This window comes from Pseudomonas sp. VE 267-6A, assembly GCF_024126555.1.
GTDB lineage: Bacteria > Pseudomonadota > Gammaproteobacteria > Pseudomonadales > Pseudomonadaceae > Aquipseudomonas > Aquipseudomonas palmensis.
Genome location: NZ_JAMYBY010000019.1, coordinates 23,331 through 41,662, shown reverse-complemented (window position 1 = coordinate 41,662; position 18,332 = coordinate 23,331). Strand labels below are relative to the sequence as shown.

The following is an 18,332-nucleotide window of genomic DNA, read 5'->3' as shown; positions in this document are numbered from 1 at the left end:
CCTGCACCGCCCGCTGATTCATTAGCTTAGAGATGCACGTTTCGACTGCCAAGTCACGGCATTGTACGCGAACCAGGGCGATGCTTGTGCACAGCACTTCACGGTCACGTGAGGACGGCCAGGTCGGGAAGGCCCGACCGCCCTGCAAAACCGCTCAGCCCGCCAGCCAGGCCGCGCGCCACAGCGCCAGGCGCTCGCCCTCGAGCAGCCAGTCGCGCCGCACGCTGGCCTGCAGCACCTCGCCCAGGCTGGCGGAAGCCTGCGGGTCGCCCAGGTGCAGGCGGATCGCGGCCAGCCAGTCGGCCGTGGTGTTGGCCACGCGGGTCAGCGGCAGCACATCGACACCGGCAAAGCCCGGCACATTGCTGCAGATGATCGGGTAGCCACAGGCGGCGTACTCCAGCAACCCCGGGTTGCCCGAGCAGGCATTGAGCAGGCTCTGGGCCATGGGCGCCAGCGCCAGGTCCAGGTTGAGCGCGGCCAGCGCTGCGGCCTGCCGTTCGGGGGCGACGGCGGCGTGTACCTCCTTCATGTAGGGGCGCAGGGCCTCGGGGCAGTCGCCCAGCGCCACCCACTCCACCTCCGCGGCCAGCGTCCTGACCACATCGACCAGCAGGTCGGCATCCACCGCCCCGGCCCAGCCGACACGGGGCTTGCTGCCCATGCCACGCTTGCCCTGGAGATTGCGCCACCATCGGCCCGGCAAGCTGGCCTCCAGCACACGAACATCGTCGTGCTGGCCTGCCAGCACCTCGGCCAGCGCGGGCGCAGGTACGATGATGCGATCGGCGAGGATCACCGCGCTCTGCAAGCGCTGGCTGATTTCGTCGGCGCCAAACCCGGCATGCGCGCCCTGCAAGCGCATCTGCGGCAGGTAGCCGTCCACGTCGAGCACCTTGAACGCCCGCGAGAACGCCCGCAGGCGCCGCATGGCCAGCAGTTGCGCGTCATCGAGCGGGCGCTGCAGCAGCACGGTGTCCGGTGCGTAGCGCTCCAGCTCCACGGCAGACAGCAGGTGCGGCGTGACCAGCCCGTCCACCCACCCCGCCTCGCGCAGCGCCTTGAACGGCTCGACGATGCGCTGCTGGCCGGCGCCCTGCAGGTCGGCCGGGTGAGCCAGCAACATGGGCAGCGGGTGCCAGCTTTTCAGCGGGTTCCACACCAGCGAGTTGCTCGCCCGGACAAAGCCACCCGGCACCTGCAACGACAGGTTGGCGTTGTATGCCGGATCGCGGGCCAGGCGTGGCAGCCAACGGGCCAGCAGAGCGTCCTCCTGCTCCGTGGTCGCCGCGTCGCGCTCGCAAGCGTCCATCAGCAATTGCACATGGGGCGTCCAGACGTTCAGGTAACCGGCCTCCTGCAGCCTCAGGCACAGGTCGACATCCACCCAGCGGGCCAGCAGCGGATCTTCGGCAAAGCCGCCGGCCTCAAGGAACAGCGCCCGGCGCAGCATCAGGCATTCGCCACTGAGCGCCGAACAGTCCTGATCGACCTGCAGCCGCCCCATGTAACCGGCCTGCTGATGATCGACCCCGTCGAATGCCGAGCCCACCAGGCCGGTGAGCCCCAGCACCAGGCCGGCATGCCGGACCTTGCCGTCGGCCGCCATCAGCTTGGCCCCCACCGCGCCCACCTCGGGCCGCTGGGCGTGATTGAGCAATTGCTGCAGCCAGTCGCGCGCGAGGATCCCCGCACGCGCATCCAGCCACAGCAGGAAATCGCCACGGGCCTGCTGCGCCGCGTGATTGCACATGGCAACCCGCGACTGGCCGGCAGCATAGTGCAGGACCTGAATCTGCTCACCGCCGATCTGCTCGACCATCGCCAGCCATTCACGGGCAGCCTCGTCCAGGGCAGACGGCGCCAGCAACAGCACTTCGAAGCCGCCAGCCAGCGCCGTGTTCTCCAGCAAGGTTTCGATGCAGCGCTGGAAGTGGCCGACGCTGCCTTCCAGGGCGATCAGGATACTCACCGAGGCGGCCTGGGCATGCCCGTAATCGAGACGATAACGGCCCGGCGACGACGCCAGCACCGCGACCTGCCCCTGCGTGTAACCGCGGGCCTGCAGGTGGCGTTCCAGCACCGCGCGCTCGTGGGCGCAATCACGCAACGGCAGGGCCTCGCCGATCAGCAACGGCTCGGCGACATGCCCCACGCAGCCCAGGCCCTGCTGTTCGACCAGACGCAGCTGGTACTCCAGCTCGAAGGCCCGAGCGCAGTCGAGGGCGAAGCCGCCCCGTTGCAACAAGGCCTGGCGCTGGTAGAACCAGTGCCGCGACAGACTCGCCGGGAAACTCAGCAGCAGGTCGAGGTTGAAATCCGGTCGCAGTGCGATGTCGGTGCTGCCGTTGGTCGCGCGCATCGCTTCATCAGCCATGTACGCCAGGCAACCGGCCTCGGCACCGACAAGCTCGAGTGCCGCGATCAGCAGGCCCGAGGCCGTGAATTCGACGCCCGCCTCCACGATCAGGAACCAGTCGCACCGGCTGTGCTGCAGCGCAGTATTGATGGCTTCAGCTTGCCGCTCCCGGGCACAGGGCACATGCCGTACCTGCGGGTCGGCCAACGACTGGTTGCCAAGCACGCTGACCTCAAGGTGCGGGTACAGGCAGCGCTGCGTACCCAGGCTGGCCAGGGTGGCGGCCAGGCGCTGGCGATCATCAGCGTCATCCAGCACAAGCACACCGATGACCGGCATCGGCTGGCTGTCGAGGCGCTCGTTGATCAGGCGCAGCTGCTGGGCATCAGGGTGGCGCTCGCGCAACCAGGGCAGCACGCCCAGGTTCAGGTCCGCCGCTTCGAGCGCGGCCGCGGCCTGGGTCTTGGCAATGAACGTATCCAGCTGCTGCCAGAACGGCAGCGTTGCCAGCACGTAGCGCTGCAATGCCCCCTCCACCCCTGCCCTGGCGGTGGCCAGCGCGTCCGGCTGGTCAAGCAGGGCAAAGCCGGCGCTGCCAAGGAAGCCGGTTTCGAGAAACGCCTGGTCGACACCACTACCGGGCATGAAGATCACCGGGCAGCCACACAGCACGGCGATCACGCAGGTCATCGACCATTCGTAGCTGTACATCACCTCGGCCGAGCGCAGCACCTGGGCCAGTTCATGAAGCGGCAGCGCATTGGCGATGCGCAGCAGCTGGATACCCTCGGGCAACAGCGAGTAGTCGATCTGCTCCAGGGGATGACGGTTCTGATACAGGTAGCAACCCCTGCGTGGCGTGCCCGCCGGCGGCGCCTTGAACAGGTCGATGTCGAGCACCGGCAGGCCCAGCAGGTCGGGGTTGGCGTGGCCGCGTTTTTCGGCCAGCGCCGGGCCGTAGTAGAACAGCAGGTCGGTGGGCGCGGCCTCCATCGACTTGCCGTTGATCAGCCCTTCGAAGTTCAGCAAAAAGCGCGAGACCACCCTGCGCCCCAGCGGGTTGCCGACCACAACCTCCGGATACACGGCGATGGCCACCTTGCCGTGTTGCTGATGCCGCTGCTCGGTGGCGGCGTCGAGCAGCGGCGTCTTCAGGTTGGGGTTGACCACCTTGGGCCCGCACAGGTACGCCTCGCGCCCGTTCAGGTTGAGCACGTGACACAGGTAGTGCAGCGACACGATGCCCGAGGAGGTGTCCCGGTAGTCGGGCGCCATGATGTAGTAAGGGTGTTCGGGTTTGGCGAACATCAGGGTGTGTCGAAACAACGCCTGCTCAAGGACCTGCGCGTCGACCTGCGAGGCATGCGACATGGTGAAACTCCAATCTCTGATTAGGGGCGTGCTGCTGTCAGCGCGAGGCGCTCGAAGGCTTGTCCTGGAAAAAGCGCGCGATGCACGCACACACATGCGCCACCTGGCGGCTACGCATGTCGGAAAACAACGGCAGGCGCAACAGGCGCTGCGAGACATCCGTGGTGATCGGCAACTGGCCGCTGCTGCGCGCATAACGCAGGCCGGCTGGCGAGTCATGCAATGGCACATAGTGGAACACCGCATTCACCCCATGCTCACGCAGAAACGCGATCAACGCCGTGCGCTCTTCGACACTGCGCATCAGCAGGTAGAAGATGTGCGCGTTGGCCGGCTTGTCGTCCAGGGTACGCGGCAGCTGGAACAGACCATCGGCGGCCAGTGGTCGCAGCAGGCTGAAATACTTCTCGTACAGGGTCCGACGGTGCTTGTTGATGCGCTCGCCATGCTCGAGCTGCGCGTACAAAAATGCGGCCGTCAGCTCGCTGGGCAGGAACGACGAGCCGACATCCACCCAGGTGTACTTGCTCACTTCGCCGCGGCTGAAGGCCTTGCGGTTGGTGCCCTTCTGCCAGATGATCTCGGCCCGCTCGACCAGCCGCGGATCGTTGATCAGCAGGGCACCGCCCTCGCCGCTGATGACGTTCTTGGTTTCGTGAAAGCTCAGGCAGCCCAGGTGCCCGATGGTGCCCAGGGCGCGCTTGCGGTCGCGGGCCAGGATCGCCTGGGCGGCATCCTCGATCAGGAACAGGCCATGCTTTTCGCAGATCTGCGCCAAGACATCCATGTCGCACGGCTGCCCGGCGTAGTGCACCGCCACCACGGCCTTGGTCTTGTCGGTGATGGCCGCCTCGACCAGGCGCTCGTCCAGGTTCAGGGTGTCGTCGCGAATGTCCACGAACACCGGTACCGCACCGCGCAGAACGAAGGCATTGGCCGTGGAGACAAAGGTGAAGGACGGCATGATGACTTCGTCGCCCGGCCCGACGTCGGCCAGGATCGCGGCCATTTCCAGCGCAGCGGTGCACGAATGGGTCAGCAGCGCCTTTTCACAGCCCAGGTTGTTTTCCAGCCAGCCCTGACACAGCGTGGTGAATTCGCCGTCCCCCGCAATGGAGCCGTTCATGACCGCCTGGGCAATGTAGAACAGCTCTTTGCCAACCACGAACGGCTTGTTGAAAGGGATAACCTGTTTGCTCACGGTAACGCCTCCATCGCACGGCCCTGGGGCCGGTACGATCTGTGTAGGTTTTTCAGGCGATCACAACGGCGCACCTGCGGCTTGAAAAGCCCGCCCGCCCTGCGATGGCTGTCAATAAACTGCCGTACCCCGGCATGATCCTGACGCGGCGCTCATGCCTGAGCGGGTCGGGCACAAAAAAGCCGGGCACGAAACCCGGCTTTTGCAAAACCCGCGCCATCAGCCCAGGTCGGCGAGCCACTCCAGCACCGGCGAACCACCGGCAGCGACCGAGCGCGACACATCGACACCAAACCGGCCGTCGATGATCACCCGGCTGCTGAACGCAGCCGGCCAACGGCCTTCCAGCGCCTGGCAGGCCTGGGCATCCGGCATTGGCACCTGGTCGCTGAGCAACTGCGCCTGTGGCGCCCAGATCACCAGCAGGCCGGCATCGGCTGCCTTCAGGCACAGCTCGATGTCGGCACCGCCCTCGGCAGACAGGCCATCGCACTGCTCGAACAGTGCCTTGCGTACCATAAGGCAGTCAGCCGACACCGCCGCACAACTGCGGACCACGCCCGACCACAGCGACGCCTTGCTGTCGCGCGTCGACACCCCCAGCCAGGGCGACTGCACCTGGGCGCCGGCAAGCAGTTCGTAACCGGCATGGCTGATGGCGGCTTCGCGGTCCACCAGACGCGCACCTACCACGCCCACTTCAGGGCGCTGGGCCTGGTTGAGCAGGGCTTCGATCCAGGCCGGCGTCACCACCTGGCAACGGCTGGAGAGCAGCACCAGGTACTCGCCACTGGCGTTGACGGCAGCCAGGTTGATGAGCTGCGAGGCTGACTGCACGTGTTCGCCGGCCAGCAGCTTGACCCGCCCGCCAAACCCTTGCAGCGCAGCGACCGTGAGGTCTGCCAGGGTGTCGCGGCAGGCCACCAGCACTTCGTAGCGCGGGTAGCGGGTACGCTGCAGCACACTGGCCACGCAGGCCTTGAGTTGCTCGAGGTCATCGTCGGCCGCGATCAGGATGCTCACCAGCGGCGTGGACTGATGGCGGAAGTCGATCTGCAACTGCCCCTCGCCTGCATCATTGACCTGGCCACGGTAGCCCAGCGCCGCCAGGTGACGGTTGAGCGTGGACAGCGCGTCCTGGGCCATGCCCTCACGCCCGCCCCGACCGATCACCAGGTACTCGTCCATGTGTGCCAGGCAGTTCAGGCCGTTGTGCTCGACCAGACGCAGCAGCAGGTCGAACTCCACCGCCTGCGGGTAGGTTTCGCTGTAGCCGCCCAGTTCGACCACTGCCTCGCGACGTACCAGCCAGTGCTGCGACATCAGGTCGGGACGGCTGCGCAGCAGGTCCAGGTTGCCACCCTGGCGCACCACGCTGACCAGACGCCCGTCGGAGTCGCGCTGCACTTCGTTGGCGCAGATGGCCAGGCAGCCCGGGGCTGACGCCAGCTCCACCTGCAGGCGCAGCAAGCCGCCCACGGTCAGCAGGTCGCCGGCCTGCAGCAGCAACAGCCATTCACTTGGTACCTGACGCGCCACCTGGTTCAGGTGGGAGACGAAATTGCCCGGCGTGACCTGGATGAAATGCAGGGTATCGCGTGGCGTGGTCACCACCGGCGGCTTGCCGGCCTTGAGCACGACCAGCTTGAAGTCGCGCAGGCCACTGGCCAACAGGCTGTCGAAGGTGTTCTGCAGTGCGCCGTTGTCGTCTTCCAGGTCGACAACCACGAAGGCGATCTGTGCAGCACGCTGCTTGCTCAGGTGGGCGACGATACGCTGCTGGGTGGCGGCGTCCGGCGTGGCAGCGGCAATCGACTCCTGCACCAGGCCCGAGGCGGTGGCCCTGAGCCACGCGGCCGGGTCGATGCCCGGCAGACCATCCAGGCGTTCCAGCCATGCCTGCAGCTCGCGGGCATCGGCCTGGACGTCCTCATCCACCAGGGTCGCAAGCAGACGGCGGCAAACCTCGGGGGTGAACACCCCCAGGTCCAACGCTTGCCAGTAGCGTGCCCTCAGGGTATCGACGGTGTCGTTGGGGTGCTCGCGCAACAGCTCGAACTGGCTCACCCAGGTACCCTCGACCGCCTGCCGATGGGCCTGTCCGACCGGCCAGGCGTGCAACAGGAATTCCAGACCGGTCAGTACCTCGAACAACGGCGCATTGTAGTAAGGCAGCTCGACAAACTGGCGCGGCTCGAACCTGCGCTCGGGCGCTGCATTCATGCCGCTCCAGGTGGAGGTGAACAGCAGATCGGTAGCAACACCACCCTGGGTGGCACCAACGAACCGGTCGATGACGGTGAAGCCCTCATCGTCGGCGCATAGCCGAAGGTGGTCGGCGTCCCACTGGCGCAGCACGCGCACCGCACGCACCCGCTGCTCTTCGCGTTCGACCTGGCTCAGCCGGCTGTCGGCGTACTGCACCAGCGCATCGGTCTGGTCCAGCCGCTTGAGCGCGCCCTGGCCGAGCATCGAGTACGACACCACCACCAGCCAGGTATCGAAATCGAGCCCGGCGGGCAAGGTCGACAGCACAGCCTGCAGCGTCGGTACTCGCACGAGCGCACGCCAGGCCGACTGTCCGCTGGCGGCATACTGCTCGATGGCAACACGTGCGTTTTCGCCAACGGTGGCATCAAGTGCATCGCCGATCTTGTGGTAGGCCACCTGCTTGCTGCCGGGGGCGTAGCCCAGCACGTAGCCCTGGGCCAACTGGCACTGCGGGTGCGCATGAAGATGCTCTGCCGCAGCCTCCAGGGCCTGAACACGGACAAAATCGGTATCCAGCGCCAGGCTCACGAACGGCGTTGCAAGCTGCGAAAGCAGCGCCTGCAGCCCCTGGGTGCAGGCATCGCCAGTCAGGTTCGACGAGGCGTGCTCGACCACTGCACAGGCGAGACCCTGCGTCTTGTAGTAATGCAGTGCGCGCTCGCGATAGCCCTGCTCTTCATGCCCCAGCAGCACGACCGTAACGTCTTTGCCCAACCCGGTTGCGTTGTCAGTCATAAAGCACCTACCTCTGTTGTTGGATGCCCGGCCAGGCGACTTGCCGGCCGGTGGAGGTCAATCGGCCAACCAGCCGTTGGCCCATTGCTGCAGATTGTGTGTATTGAGTACGTAGTCACGCAGTACCGCTTCGCGTAGCGCATCGCCCTGGCGATAACTGGCCTGCGGATCTGCCAGGTGCATGCGGATCGCGTCCAGCCACTGCTCGGTGGTGTTACTGGCGACCCGCGTACAGGGCAGGTAACCACCGTAGGCCTTGGTCTCGGTGCAGATCACCGGGAAACCGCAAGCACCGTATTCCAGCAGGCGCAGGTTGCTCTTGCAGTCGTTGAACAGGTTCTGCTCGAGCGGCGCCAGCGCCAGATCGAGGTTCAGGCCCGCCAGCTTCTGCGGGTACAGGTGCAGCGGCACGCCGGCATGAAACTCCTTGATGTAGGGACGCAGCAGCGGCGGGCACATGCCGAAGAACACCCAGTCGACCTCATTGGCCAAGGTCTTGACCACCTCGGCCAGCAGTTCGAGGTCGCCGCGGTGGCTGGTGCCGCCCGCCCAGCCGACACGCGGACGCGCCGACGTCTGGCGGCGCCCCTTCAGGCCGCCCCACAACGAGCGCGAGAGCATGTTGGGGACCACTCGAATATCCCGGTGCATGCTCGACAGCGCGTCGGCCAGTGGCTCGGTGGAGACCACCACCCGATCACACAGGGCGATACCGCGGCTGACCATTTCGCGCATGTTGCCGGGCATGTTGCGCCGGTGTTCATTCTTCTCGGGCACATCGATGATGTAGTCATCGATCTCGTAGATGCGCCGAGCCGAAGAAAGTCGCTGGATGCGCGCCATCTCCTCAAGCGAGCCGGTGGTATAGCGGCACTGCAGGATGATCACATCCGGCTTGCAACGCTCAAGCTCCACCATGCTCGGCAGCACATAGTTCAACTGTCCCTGTATCCAGCCGGCCCGTTCCAGCTCCTTGAACGGCTGGCTGACGCGATAGTGTCCGACCGCAGTGGTGTTGATTGGCAAGGCCATGACAAAAGGCAGCACCGGCTGGATGAACGGCACCCATCCCTCGCGCAGGCCCGGCTCCAGGTTGAAACTGGCCATGCGCAAGCTGAGGTTGTGGTTGTACGCCGGGTCATTGGCCACGCGCGGCAGCCAGCGCTCGTAGAAGCTGTCCTTGTGCTGCTCGTCCAGGGCCACCGTCTGCGAGGTGGCCTTGGCAACCACCGCAAAGGGAGTCCAGACGATCAGATAGCCATGGTCGCGCACACGCAGACAAAGGTCGGCATCACTCAAGCCGGTCGAGAAGGTTTCGCCGTCCAGACCGCCAAGCTGGTCGAACAGCTCGCGACGTACCATCAGGCAGACGCCACTCACGGCGCTGTAGTTCTGCACGCAGGCCAACCGATTCATGTAGCCATTGGCGTCTGCGGGCTGGCCGAAAAACGGACTGCTGGCAACGCCGTGCAGCCCCAGCACCAGGCCTGCTCCGGTCACGTTGCCAGTCTGGTTGCACAATTTTGGCCCGACGATGCCGACCTCTGGGCGCTGGGCCTGACCTACCAGTTCATCAAGCCATTGCGCATCGAAAAACACGCAGTCCGAATCGAGCAACAGCAGGTAGCTGCCACGTGCCTGCAGGCTGGCCTGGTTGTAAAGCGCCGGGCCATTCGCCGAGGTTACCGGCACAATGCGCAACTGCTCGCTGCCAAGCCCCTGCATTGCAGCCAGCCAGCCTTGTACCGGCATCGACTCACGACCACTGACAGCAATCAGGATCTCGTAGTTGCGGTAGGCGGTGTGCTCGAAAATCGATTCGACGCAGCGCGTCAGTGCCTTTACGTCATCGCCTGCGGCAACGATGATCGACACCGCCGGCGTATCGGCATGTCGATACTGCACATGGGCAAACATCGAGCCTTCGGCGCTGACCACCTCGGCCTCGACGCCCAGGCGTGCCAGATGCGCACGCAGCACCCTGGGTGCCTGTACGGCACAGGCCGCTTCCCGCTGCCAGGCCTCATAGCCGTAGCGACATTGCACCAGCAGCTCGGCGACATGCCCCACCGCGCCCAACCCTTGACTCTCGACCAGTTTCCAGAGCATGTCGTGGGGAGCCAGCGACTCGAACTGCGGGTCGAAACCGCCCTGCTCACGCACCCGGGCGGTATCGAAGGCCAGCAGCCTGCCTACGTAGGGAACACTGCGCATCAGGTCCAGGTTGAAGTCCGGCTTGAAGATCGGCTGGCTGGGCTGCAGGTTGTCGTGGGTGCCTTCATCGGTGTACAGGCACGCGCAGTCGGGTTGCAGTGCCATGCGCTCGGCCATGATGACCAACGCATGCGGGTGCAGGCAGTCGCCTGCGCGCAGCAGAAATACCCAGTCGCCCGCCCCATCGCGGGTCACGCAGTCATTGAGCTGCTCGATGGCGTGGCCCTGGGCGTGCACCTGCACGAACTTGGGGTTCAACGGTTGCAGCGCTGCCGGGCCCAGCACGCAAATGGCCGCAGCGGCATAGGACTGTTGCTCCAGGCTGTCCAGCGTGGCCTTGAGTGCCACGCCATCGTCTTGAGCAGCGAGCACCAGCACGTCGATGCGCGGGCGACGCGGCCATTGCGCAATGCGCTTGGGCAGCAGGTCAAGCTGCGCCGCCGACAATACCCGACACCCCAGCCACTCGCCGTACAGCTCGGTGAAGCTCAGGCTGCTGGTGCCGACCTGTTGCTGAAAACTGGCGACCTGGCGCGCATACAGGCGCGTCAGCTCGAACTCTTCCCAGGCCTTGTCTGCGCCGGCGGTGTAGAGCTCCAGTGGAATGTGCCGCACCCAACCGCTGGCCGGCGCCGGTTCACTGGTGCGCGAGGCGAGCATCTGGCGCAACCACTCGCTTTCGGTAGCGAAAGCCAGGGTCATGCTGGGGTGATGGCTCAAGCGCCCAGGGTGAACGCGCTCCAGGCTGAGCATGGTGTTCAGGTAGGCCAGGTGGCCACGGCGCAGCAGGCAGATGAACAGCGCTTCGACCAGACGCGCACGAAACCCTTCGCCCTCCTGCACCAGCTGCGGCAAAAAGTCCTGAACCTGGGCACGGCGCAACAGCGCATGGCTGATACCCCCAAACAGGTTCGGCAGGTTGCTTTCGAGCGCCTCCAGCAGGTCGCCGCCGTTGATCAACGCGCTGGTGGGGGAAATGATGCAGTTGGCCTGGCGCATGGGCAGTACCGTTTCGTCCGCCGCGCATATCAGCCGATGGTGAACCAGCACATTCACATCCGGGCAGTCGAGCATCACCTGCACCGACTGAGCGATGCAGTCACTCACCAGCCAGTCGTCATCGCAGAGAAACTTGATGAATTCACCCTGCGCCTGCTCCAGGCACATCAGCACATTGCGCGAAAAGCCCAGCGTCGAAGGGTTGCGCACATACCGCAACGCGCACGTGGCCTGGCCTGCCCACAGATCGAAAATCGCCTTGATCTCGTCACCCTGGCTGTCGTCGCACACGACCACTTCCACGTTGGCATAACGCTGGGTAATGGCACTGTGCAGGGCGCGACTGAAGAACTCGGGGTTGAACGCGGGGATGGCGATGCTGACGAGCGGCAGTTCGTTCATTGAGATAGACCTGGAGAAAACCCCGGGGGCGACTGAGCGCCCCCGGGTGGGTACTGCAGAAAAGGGTCAATCAGAGCCGGTTGAACAGCCCGAGCGCGGCCAGCTTGCTGAAGGCCAGTTGCGAGGCTTGCAGCATGTTCTGCTGAAGCGTGAGACGGATCATCGTCTCGGCAGGGTCGGCGTTGCGGATCGAGTTCTGCGTGATGGTGTTGGCCGACTGCAAGGCTTCGTTGGTTTCTGCCTGCACATCCAGTGCCGCACCGCGTCCACCGATGGAGCTGATGGATTCGGCGATCTTGTCCGCTGCGCTGGCCAGGTTGGAGATAGCCGAGTCCATCGACGCGAGGAAGTTGCGGCGGGCTGTCGGATCGTTGTCGACAGGTGTCAGCAGCGCGGTACGCAACTGATGGATGGTGTCGAGCACGTTCTGGTTCTGGTGGTTGTTGACCTGCACCGAGTACTGGTCGCCATCTTTCGGAGTACCAGTGAAGGTGAAGTCGACACCGGCCACACGGGTCGGGCTGACGGTGGTATCACCGCTGCCCACAGGACGGCTGTCGGCGGTCATCGGCTGCGCATAGACATCGAACGTGGTGTCGCTGGTGAACTTGACGATCGCACCGCCACCGGGGAACGCAGCGTCGTATTTTGCCTTGTCCGCGATCGACAGGCCGCTGAGCTGGCCGTCGGGCGACACGTTGCCGGGGCTGCGGGTGCCGGTGATTTCGTCGGGTTTGGAAGCGAGGGTGAACTCGTGCCCGCGCACCGCGTCGTCAGCGGCGGTGGGGTCGGTCAATTCGTCGCCCTGCAGGCCGACTTCCATGCGGATGTCGACGCCGCGGAAATTGATGGTGGTGTTGCCGCCCTTCGGGTTGAAGACCCCGCCATTGGTGGCTTCCAGGGTACGGTCGACGTTGTTGACGTCGGTGATCTTGAATTCGGTGGCGCTGACGAACTCGATCTTGTACGGCTCGCCGCTGCGGAACAGGTCGTTGTAGGTCGAGCTGCCGGAGACCTGGCCATTGGACAAGTTGACACGCACGTCGGCCGGGTTGGCAGGCGCGGTCATGGTGGTCTGGCTGCGGCTGGTGTTTAGCGCCTTCTGGAACACGTCGTAGCCGGTCTCGTTGGTGGCCACGCTGAGCATGTCACCGACCTGCAGGTTGGTGGTGCTCTGGTCGCCCTTGTACGAGTAGGTGCCATCGGCATTGCGTTCGAACGGCTGCGTGTCACCACGCGAACCCGAGAAGATGTACTTGCCGTTCTCGTCGCGGCTGTTCATCAGACTGAACAGTTGCTCTTCGAGCTGCGACAACTCCTGCTCGTTGGCCTTGCGATCGTTGTCGGTCATGTTGCCGCTGCCGGCGCCGATCGCCAGCTCCTTCACCCGCGACAGCACATTGGTAATGCTGTTGAGGGTGGCCTCGGAGGTGCCCAGGCTGGAGCGTGCACTGGAGATGTTGCCACTGTACTGGGTGATCAGGTTGTTCTGCTGTTCCAGTTGCAGCAGGCGCGCGGCACCGACCGGGTCGTCCGCGGCGGTACGTACGCGCAACTGGTCACTGGCCTGCTGCTGGGACTCCACGGCCTTGGCGAAGTTAGCCTGATAGTTGGAGGTGCTGGTCTGGTAGAACTGGGCGGTGGAAATGCGCACGATCTACGACTCCTTAAAGGCTGTTGATCAGCGTGGAGAAAATTTCCTGCGCGATCTTGATGATCTGCGAGGAGGCCGTGTAGTACTGCTGGAACTTGATCAGGTTGCCGGTTTCTTCGTCCAGGTCGACGCCGGACACCGAAGCGCTGGCGGCTACCGCAGACTTCTGCAGGGCTCCGGTGGCCTCGGTATCGAGCTTGGCCTGGGCCGCCTTGCCGCCGACGTTCTCCACCAGCTTGCCGTAGGCATCGGTCAGGCTGATGCCCTTGCCGTTGGGGCCGACGTCGACGGTGGCCTTGGTCTGCAGATCGATCACCGCCTGGCCGTTGCGGTTGTCGGCCGAGCCGGCACCGGTCATGCCCACCGTGTAGTTGTCGCCCTGCTTGGGCGAACCGGCCACGGTCATTTCAAAGGTGATGTTCTTTTGTGGCGTACCCACCGGGTTGCCGCTGGCATCGACCATCGGCACGTTGATCTGCAGCTTGTTTTCCTGGCCCGGAATGATAGTACCGCTGCCGATTTCATCGCCCTGGGCGTTGTGGATCTTGTAGGTCTGCGGGTTGGTGCTTTCATCACCGAACACCAGCTTGACCGGCGTCGAGTACTTCAGGCCGTTCTGCAGCTCGATGCGCTGGGCCGAGTCGTAGATGTCGATCATCGAAGTCAGGTTGGGCTGACCGATGATGCCGGTACCCTGGTTGCCTGCACCGCTGGTGCCGGTCAGCGGCGCCGCCAGCGCGATGCGCTTGGGGTCGGTGAGCACGGTGTCGAGGCTGCCCGCGGCGCCGCGGGTCGGGGTGATCTTGAACGAGTCGCCCTTGCTGGGCAGGCCACCGTTCATTTCCAGGGTGAAGCCGTCGATCACCGGCGGTGGGGTCTCGTCCAGCTTGTAGGAGCCCACTGCAGTGCCACCCGGGAGCCGGGTGACGGTGTAGTTGTTGTCGTCGGTAAAGGTCACCTGGTAGTCGCTGGTGGTCAGCTTGCCGGTGTCCTTGATGTTGACGTTAAGGCTGCCGGTGGCGGCGTTGTTGCCCGCCTTGGCGATGCTGCGCTGAGCCATCATGGTGGCGTTGTTGATATCGTTGAACAGGGTCGCGCCGAAGTCACCGTTCTTGTCGATACCTTGCGCCAGCTGGCTGTTGATCCGGTCGGCCACCACCAGGGCCACACGGCCGAGTTCGTTGAGCGCCGGTTCCAGCACGTCATTGCGGTAGGTGATCAGGCCGCCGATCTCGCCACCGCTGACGCTGCTGGTGATATCGATCTTGGTGGTGCCCCGGTTGAGCACCAGGTTGGAACGGGTCGGGTCGGTCGGGCTGTTCACCGTCTCGAGGGTGTTGGTGGTCTTGCCGAGCACCAGCGACTGGCCGTTCTTGAGGTACACGTCGAGGTTGCCCTCGCGCTCGACCACATCCACGCCCACCAGGTTGCTGAGCTGGCGCACCGCTTCGTTGCGCTTGTCGAGCAGGTCGTTGGGGCTGCCCTGCAATGACGACACGCGGGAGATCTGGTCGTTGTAGTTGGCAATGGTGGCCGTCAGGTTGTTGACCTGGGTGGCCATCGACGACAGGTTGCCGTTGATGTTGGTGTTCTGCTGGTTGAGCTGCGCGGCGATGGTGTTGAAGCGCTTGCTCAGTGCCTGGGCGCTGGTCAGCAGCAACTGGCGCGAGGCGTCTTCGGTCGGCTTGGCGCCAGCGCTCTGCAGGGCGGTGAAAAAGCTCTGCAGGGCGCCAGTGATACCGGTGTCCTTGTCCGACAGCAGCTTGTCGGTGGGGCTGACCTGGTCGAGAAAGGCGTTGGCCTCGCTGCTCAGCGAGTTGGTGGTACGCAGCTGGTTTTCCAGGAAGTTGTTGTACACGCGGCGCACATCGGCCAGCGTGGTGCCGGTGCCGATGAACACCTGGCCTTCGCGGATCGAACTCTTGGAGTTTTGAATGTTCTGCTGGCGCGAGTAACCAGCGGTATCGACGTTAGCGATGTTGTTACCCGTGGTGTGCATGCCCGATTGGGCAGCGCTGGCACCGGATAAGCCGATATTGATCAAACTCGCCATAATTCAAACCTTATAGTTTCGTTGTAGTAGCGACAGCTGCGTAGCTCTCGTACGACTTCATCTGTTTTGCGATCTGCGAGATCTTGCTGGCGTAGTCCGGATCGGTTGCATACCCGGCCTTCTGCAGCTCTCGCACAAACTGTTCAGGCTTATCGGCCGCATTTACCGCATCTTTATAGCGAGCATTGTTTTGCAACAGGCTCACCAGGTCGTGGAAGCTGTCCTGGTAGGAGTCATAGGAACGGAACGCAGCGGTTTCCTTGACGAACTGCCCGTCACGGAACTCGCTGGTGATCGCACGTGCCTGATCGCCTTTCCAGTTGCCGGTGGCCTTGATGCCGAACAGGTTGTGGCTGCTGCTGCCATCGGCCTGGCGCATCACCGATTTGCCCCAGCCGGTTTCCAGGGCGGCCTGTGCCACCAGGTACCGCGGGTCGATGCCGATACGCTTGGCGGCCTGCTCGGCCATCGGCAGCATGGTGGTGACGAACTCGTCGCTGGAATCGAACGCGCGCTTGGCCGGGGCCAGTGGCGGCTGCGCCACGGCACGTCCGTAGATACGCATCGAGCCCGGCGCGGCAAAAGTCTGGGCCGGGGCCCAGTCGCCCTTGACCAGCGCATCGGTCATGGCCGTGGTGCGCTGCGGCAACGCGGCGGTATTGGTGGTGGCTGGCGTTCCATCTGCCGACGGCACGATACCGGCCAGCAGGCGATCGGTGAGCTTGCCGGGCAACGCCAGACGCCGCGAATTGAGCGCCGCCATGTCGTTGCGGTGGCTGGTGCTGGCGGCATCACGCAGTGGCTCGGCCACCTTGGTCGCCCACAGGCTGCGCTGCTGCAGGTCGACCCGCGGGAACGGGCTGCTGGCCGCCGCTGCAGCGTTGGTGGCCTTCTGCTTGGACAGCTGGCGCATCAGCACATCCTGCAGGCCGATGCCGCCGCCCTCGCGGGACATGCTCACCGCCAACTGCTGGTCGTACATCTGCTGGTACTGCTTGGTGGTTTCGGTATTGAGCGGGTTGTCCTTGGCCAGCACATCGCTGGCCGAGCGCATCGACTTGAGCATCTCGTTGAGGAACAGCGACTCGAATTCCTGGGCGACCTTGCGCAGGTTGGCGTCGCTGTCGCGATCACCCACCTTGAGCGAGTTGAGGCGGTTGAGGTCGGTGTAGGCACCACTGTCGGCGGCACTGATGCCGCTTTTAGGCATATCCATGACCAGCCCCTCAGATCACGATCAGGTCGGCTTGCAGTGCGCCGGCCTGTTTGAGGGCTTCGAGAATCGCCATCAGGTCACCGGGGGCCGCGCCCACCTGGTTGACCGCACGCACGATCTCGTCGAGCGTAGTGCCCGGCCCGAACTTGAACATCGGCTTGGCTTCCTGCTCGGCGTTGACCCGCGAGCGCGGCACCACTGCCGTCTCGCCATTGGAGAACGGGCCGGGCTGGCTGACGATCGGGTCTTCGGTGATGGTCACGGTCAGGCTGCCGTGGGTGACCGCCGCTGGCGATACCTTGACGTTCTGGCCGATCACGATGGTACCGGTACGCGAGTTGATGATGACCTTGGCCACTGCCTGGCCGGGGTCGATCTCGAGATTCTCCAGGATCGACAGGTAGTCGACGCGCTGGCTCGGGTCCAGGGGCGCGGTGACGCGCACCGAGCCACCATCCAGCGCCTGGGCCACACCCGGGCCGAGCAGTTCGTTGACCTTGTCGACGATACGCTTGGCGGTGGTGAAGTCGGGGCGATTGAGGTTCAGGGTCAGGCTGTTGCCCTGGTTGAAGCCGCTCGGCACCGAGCGCTCTACCGATGCACCGCCCGGAATACGCCCGGCCGATGGCACGTTGACGGTGATCTTGGAACCATCACGGCCCTCGGCATCGAAGCCGCCCACCACCAGGTTGCCCTGGGCAATGGCGTAGACGTTGCCGTCGATACCCTTGAGCGGGGTCATCAGCAGGCTGCCGCCGCGCAGGCTCTTGGAGTTGCCGATGGACGACACGGTGATGTCCACCACCTGGCCCGGCTTGGCGAACGCCGGCAGGTCGGCGTGCACCGACACTGCCGCGACGTTTTTCAGTTGCACGTTGCCCGAGCCCGGCGGCACCTTGATACCGAACTGCGAGAGCATGTTGTTGAAGGTCTGCAGGGTGAACGGGGTCTGGGTAGTCTGGTCACCCGTGCCGTTGAGCCCCACCACCAGGCCGTAGCCGATCAACTGGTTGGTACGCACGCCGGAAATGCTGGCGATGTCCTTGAGGCGCTCGGCATGTACGCCGAACGCGGTGGACAACAGGACAGTCGCGGCAATCAGCTGCTTGATGTTGAACATGATCATCCGAACCTAGAAAGGCCAAAGCGGGCTGATGAAGAAGCGGTCCAGCCAACCGGGCTGGCTGGCATCGGCAAACGAGCCGGTGCCCGAATAGGTGATGCGCGCATCGGCGACCCGGGTCGACGGCACGGTGTTGTCGGTGGCGATGTCGTCGGCGCGTACCATGCCGGCAATACGCACCAGCTCGTCGCCGGTGTTGAGGGTCATCCACTTCTCGCCGCGTACCGCGATGATGCCGTTGGGCAGCACGTCGGCCACGGTGACGGTGATCGAACCGGTCAGGGTATTGCCCTGGGCCGCCTTGCTGTCGCCCTTGGTGGCGCGGTCGCCGCTGTAGCCGGCGCTGAGGCTCAGGTCACCGTCGCCAAACGGATTGTTGGTGTTGACCCCGGCACCGAACAGCGAGGTCAGGCCAAGCTCGGCCTTGCTGTTCTTGGCGATCTGCGAGTTGGCGTTCTTGCTCGCCTGGGTACGCTCGTTGAGCGTGATGGTGATGATGTCGCCCACCCGGAACGCCTTGCGGTCGCTGTACAGGTTCTGCTCGAAACCGGCCTGGTAGATGGAGCCGTTGTTGGCCGCTGCAGGCAGGGGTGTACGCGGCAACACAGGCGCGTAGTACGGGTCGTTGGGCTTTGGCGTCGGCGCGACGCAACCGGCCAGCAACACCACCCCACCCAGGGCGAATACGGACAACAAACGGCTCATGACTCTGACCTCACGGTGTAACAGGCGCC

At 64.6% G+C, this 18,332-nt stretch carries 9 protein-coding genes; all 9 read right to left on the bottom strand.

The features are described from left to right. Nucleotides 1-154 precede the first annotated feature (154 nt). Nucleotides 155-3,730, bottom strand: coding sequence for a glycosyltransferase (locus NJH59_RS20745; RefSeq protein WP_253087251.1), 3,576 nt, complete (start codon nt 3,728-3,730; stop codon nt 155-157). Between the two features lie 37 nt (nt 3,731-3,767). Beyond that, complete coding sequence (gene rffA / locus NJH59_RS20740; protein WP_058542058.1) at nt 3,768-4,931, bottom strand: dTDP-4-amino-4,6-dideoxygalactose transaminase; 1,164 nt, start codon at nt 4,929-4,931, stop codon at nt 3,768-3,770. 219 nt (nt 4,932-5,150) lie between these two features. Further along, entirely contained in the window at nt 5,151-7,937 is a 2,787-nt protein-coding gene (locus NJH59_RS20735; RefSeq protein ID WP_253087250.1) for a glycosyltransferase, read from the bottom strand. A 57-nt stretch (nt 7,938-7,994) separates the two neighbouring features. Next, nucleotides 7,995-11,552: a glycosyltransferase gene (locus tag NJH59_RS20730; protein ID WP_253087249.1), complete on the bottom strand. Its 3,558-nt coding sequence runs from the start codon at nt 11,550-11,552 to the stop codon at nt 7,995-7,997. Between the two features lie 70 nt (nt 11,553-11,622). Next, nucleotides 11,623-13,206, bottom strand: a complete 1,584-nt coding sequence (locus tag NJH59_RS20725; RefSeq protein WP_043861791.1) for a flagellar hook-associated protein 3 — start codon at nt 13,204-13,206, stop codon at nt 11,623-11,625. A gap of 13 nt (nt 13,207-13,219) precedes the next feature. Continuing rightward, nucleotides 13,220-15,259 carry a flagellar hook-associated protein FlgK gene (flgK, locus tag NJH59_RS20720; RefSeq protein WP_253087248.1) on the bottom strand — a complete coding sequence of 680 codons (2,040 nt, stop codon included), beginning with the start codon at nt 15,257-15,259 and terminating at the stop codon, nt 13,220-13,222. 10 nt (nt 15,260-15,269) lie between these two features. Next, the gene (flgJ, locus tag NJH59_RS20715; RefSeq protein WP_043861789.1) at nt 15,270-16,475 is read right to left on the bottom strand and encodes a flagellar assembly peptidoglycan hydrolase FlgJ; all 1,206 of its coding nucleotides are present in this window, start codon (nt 16,473-16,475) and stop codon (nt 15,270-15,272) included. Between the two features lie 10 nt (nt 16,476-16,485). Continuing rightward, on the bottom strand, nt 16,486-17,595 hold the full coding sequence (locus NJH59_RS20710) for a flagellar basal body P-ring protein FlgI (RefSeq protein ID WP_054915656.1): 1,110 nt from the start codon (nt 17,593-17,595) through the stop codon (nt 16,486-16,488). Nucleotides 17,596-17,607: 12 nt separating this feature from the next. Beyond that, nucleotides 17,608-18,303: a flagellar basal body L-ring protein FlgH gene (flgH, locus tag NJH59_RS20705; protein WP_043861788.1), complete on the bottom strand. Its 696-nt coding sequence runs from the start codon at nt 18,301-18,303 to the stop codon at nt 17,608-17,610. Between the last annotated feature and the right edge of the window lie 29 nt (nt 18,304-18,332).

Coding starts and splice junctions, on each gene's coding strand:
- flgH (WP_043861788.1), bottom strand. CDS start 18,303: ATGAGCCGTTTGTTGTCCGTATTCGCCCTGGGTGGGGTGGTGTTGCTG.
- flgJ (WP_043861789.1), bottom strand. CDS start 16,475: ATGGATATGCCTAAAAGCGGCATCAGTGCCGCCGACAGTGGTGCCTAC.
- NJH59_RS20745 (WP_253087251.1), bottom strand. CDS start 3,730: ATGTCGCATGCCTCGCAGGTCGACGCGCAGGTCCTTGAGCAGGCGTTG.
- NJH59_RS20730 (WP_253087249.1), bottom strand. CDS start 11,552: ATGAACGAACTGCCGCTCGTCAGCATCGCCATCCCCGCGTTCAACCCC.
- flgK (WP_253087248.1), bottom strand. CDS start 15,259: ATGGCGAGTTTGATCAATATCGGCTTATCCGGTGCCAGCGCTGCCCAA.
- NJH59_RS20710 (WP_054915656.1), bottom strand. CDS start 17,595: ATGTTCAACATCAAGCAGCTGATTGCCGCGACTGTCCTGTTGTCCACC.
- NJH59_RS20735 (WP_253087250.1), bottom strand. CDS start 7,937: ATGACTGACAACGCAACCGGGTTGGGCAAAGACGTTACGGTCGTGCTG.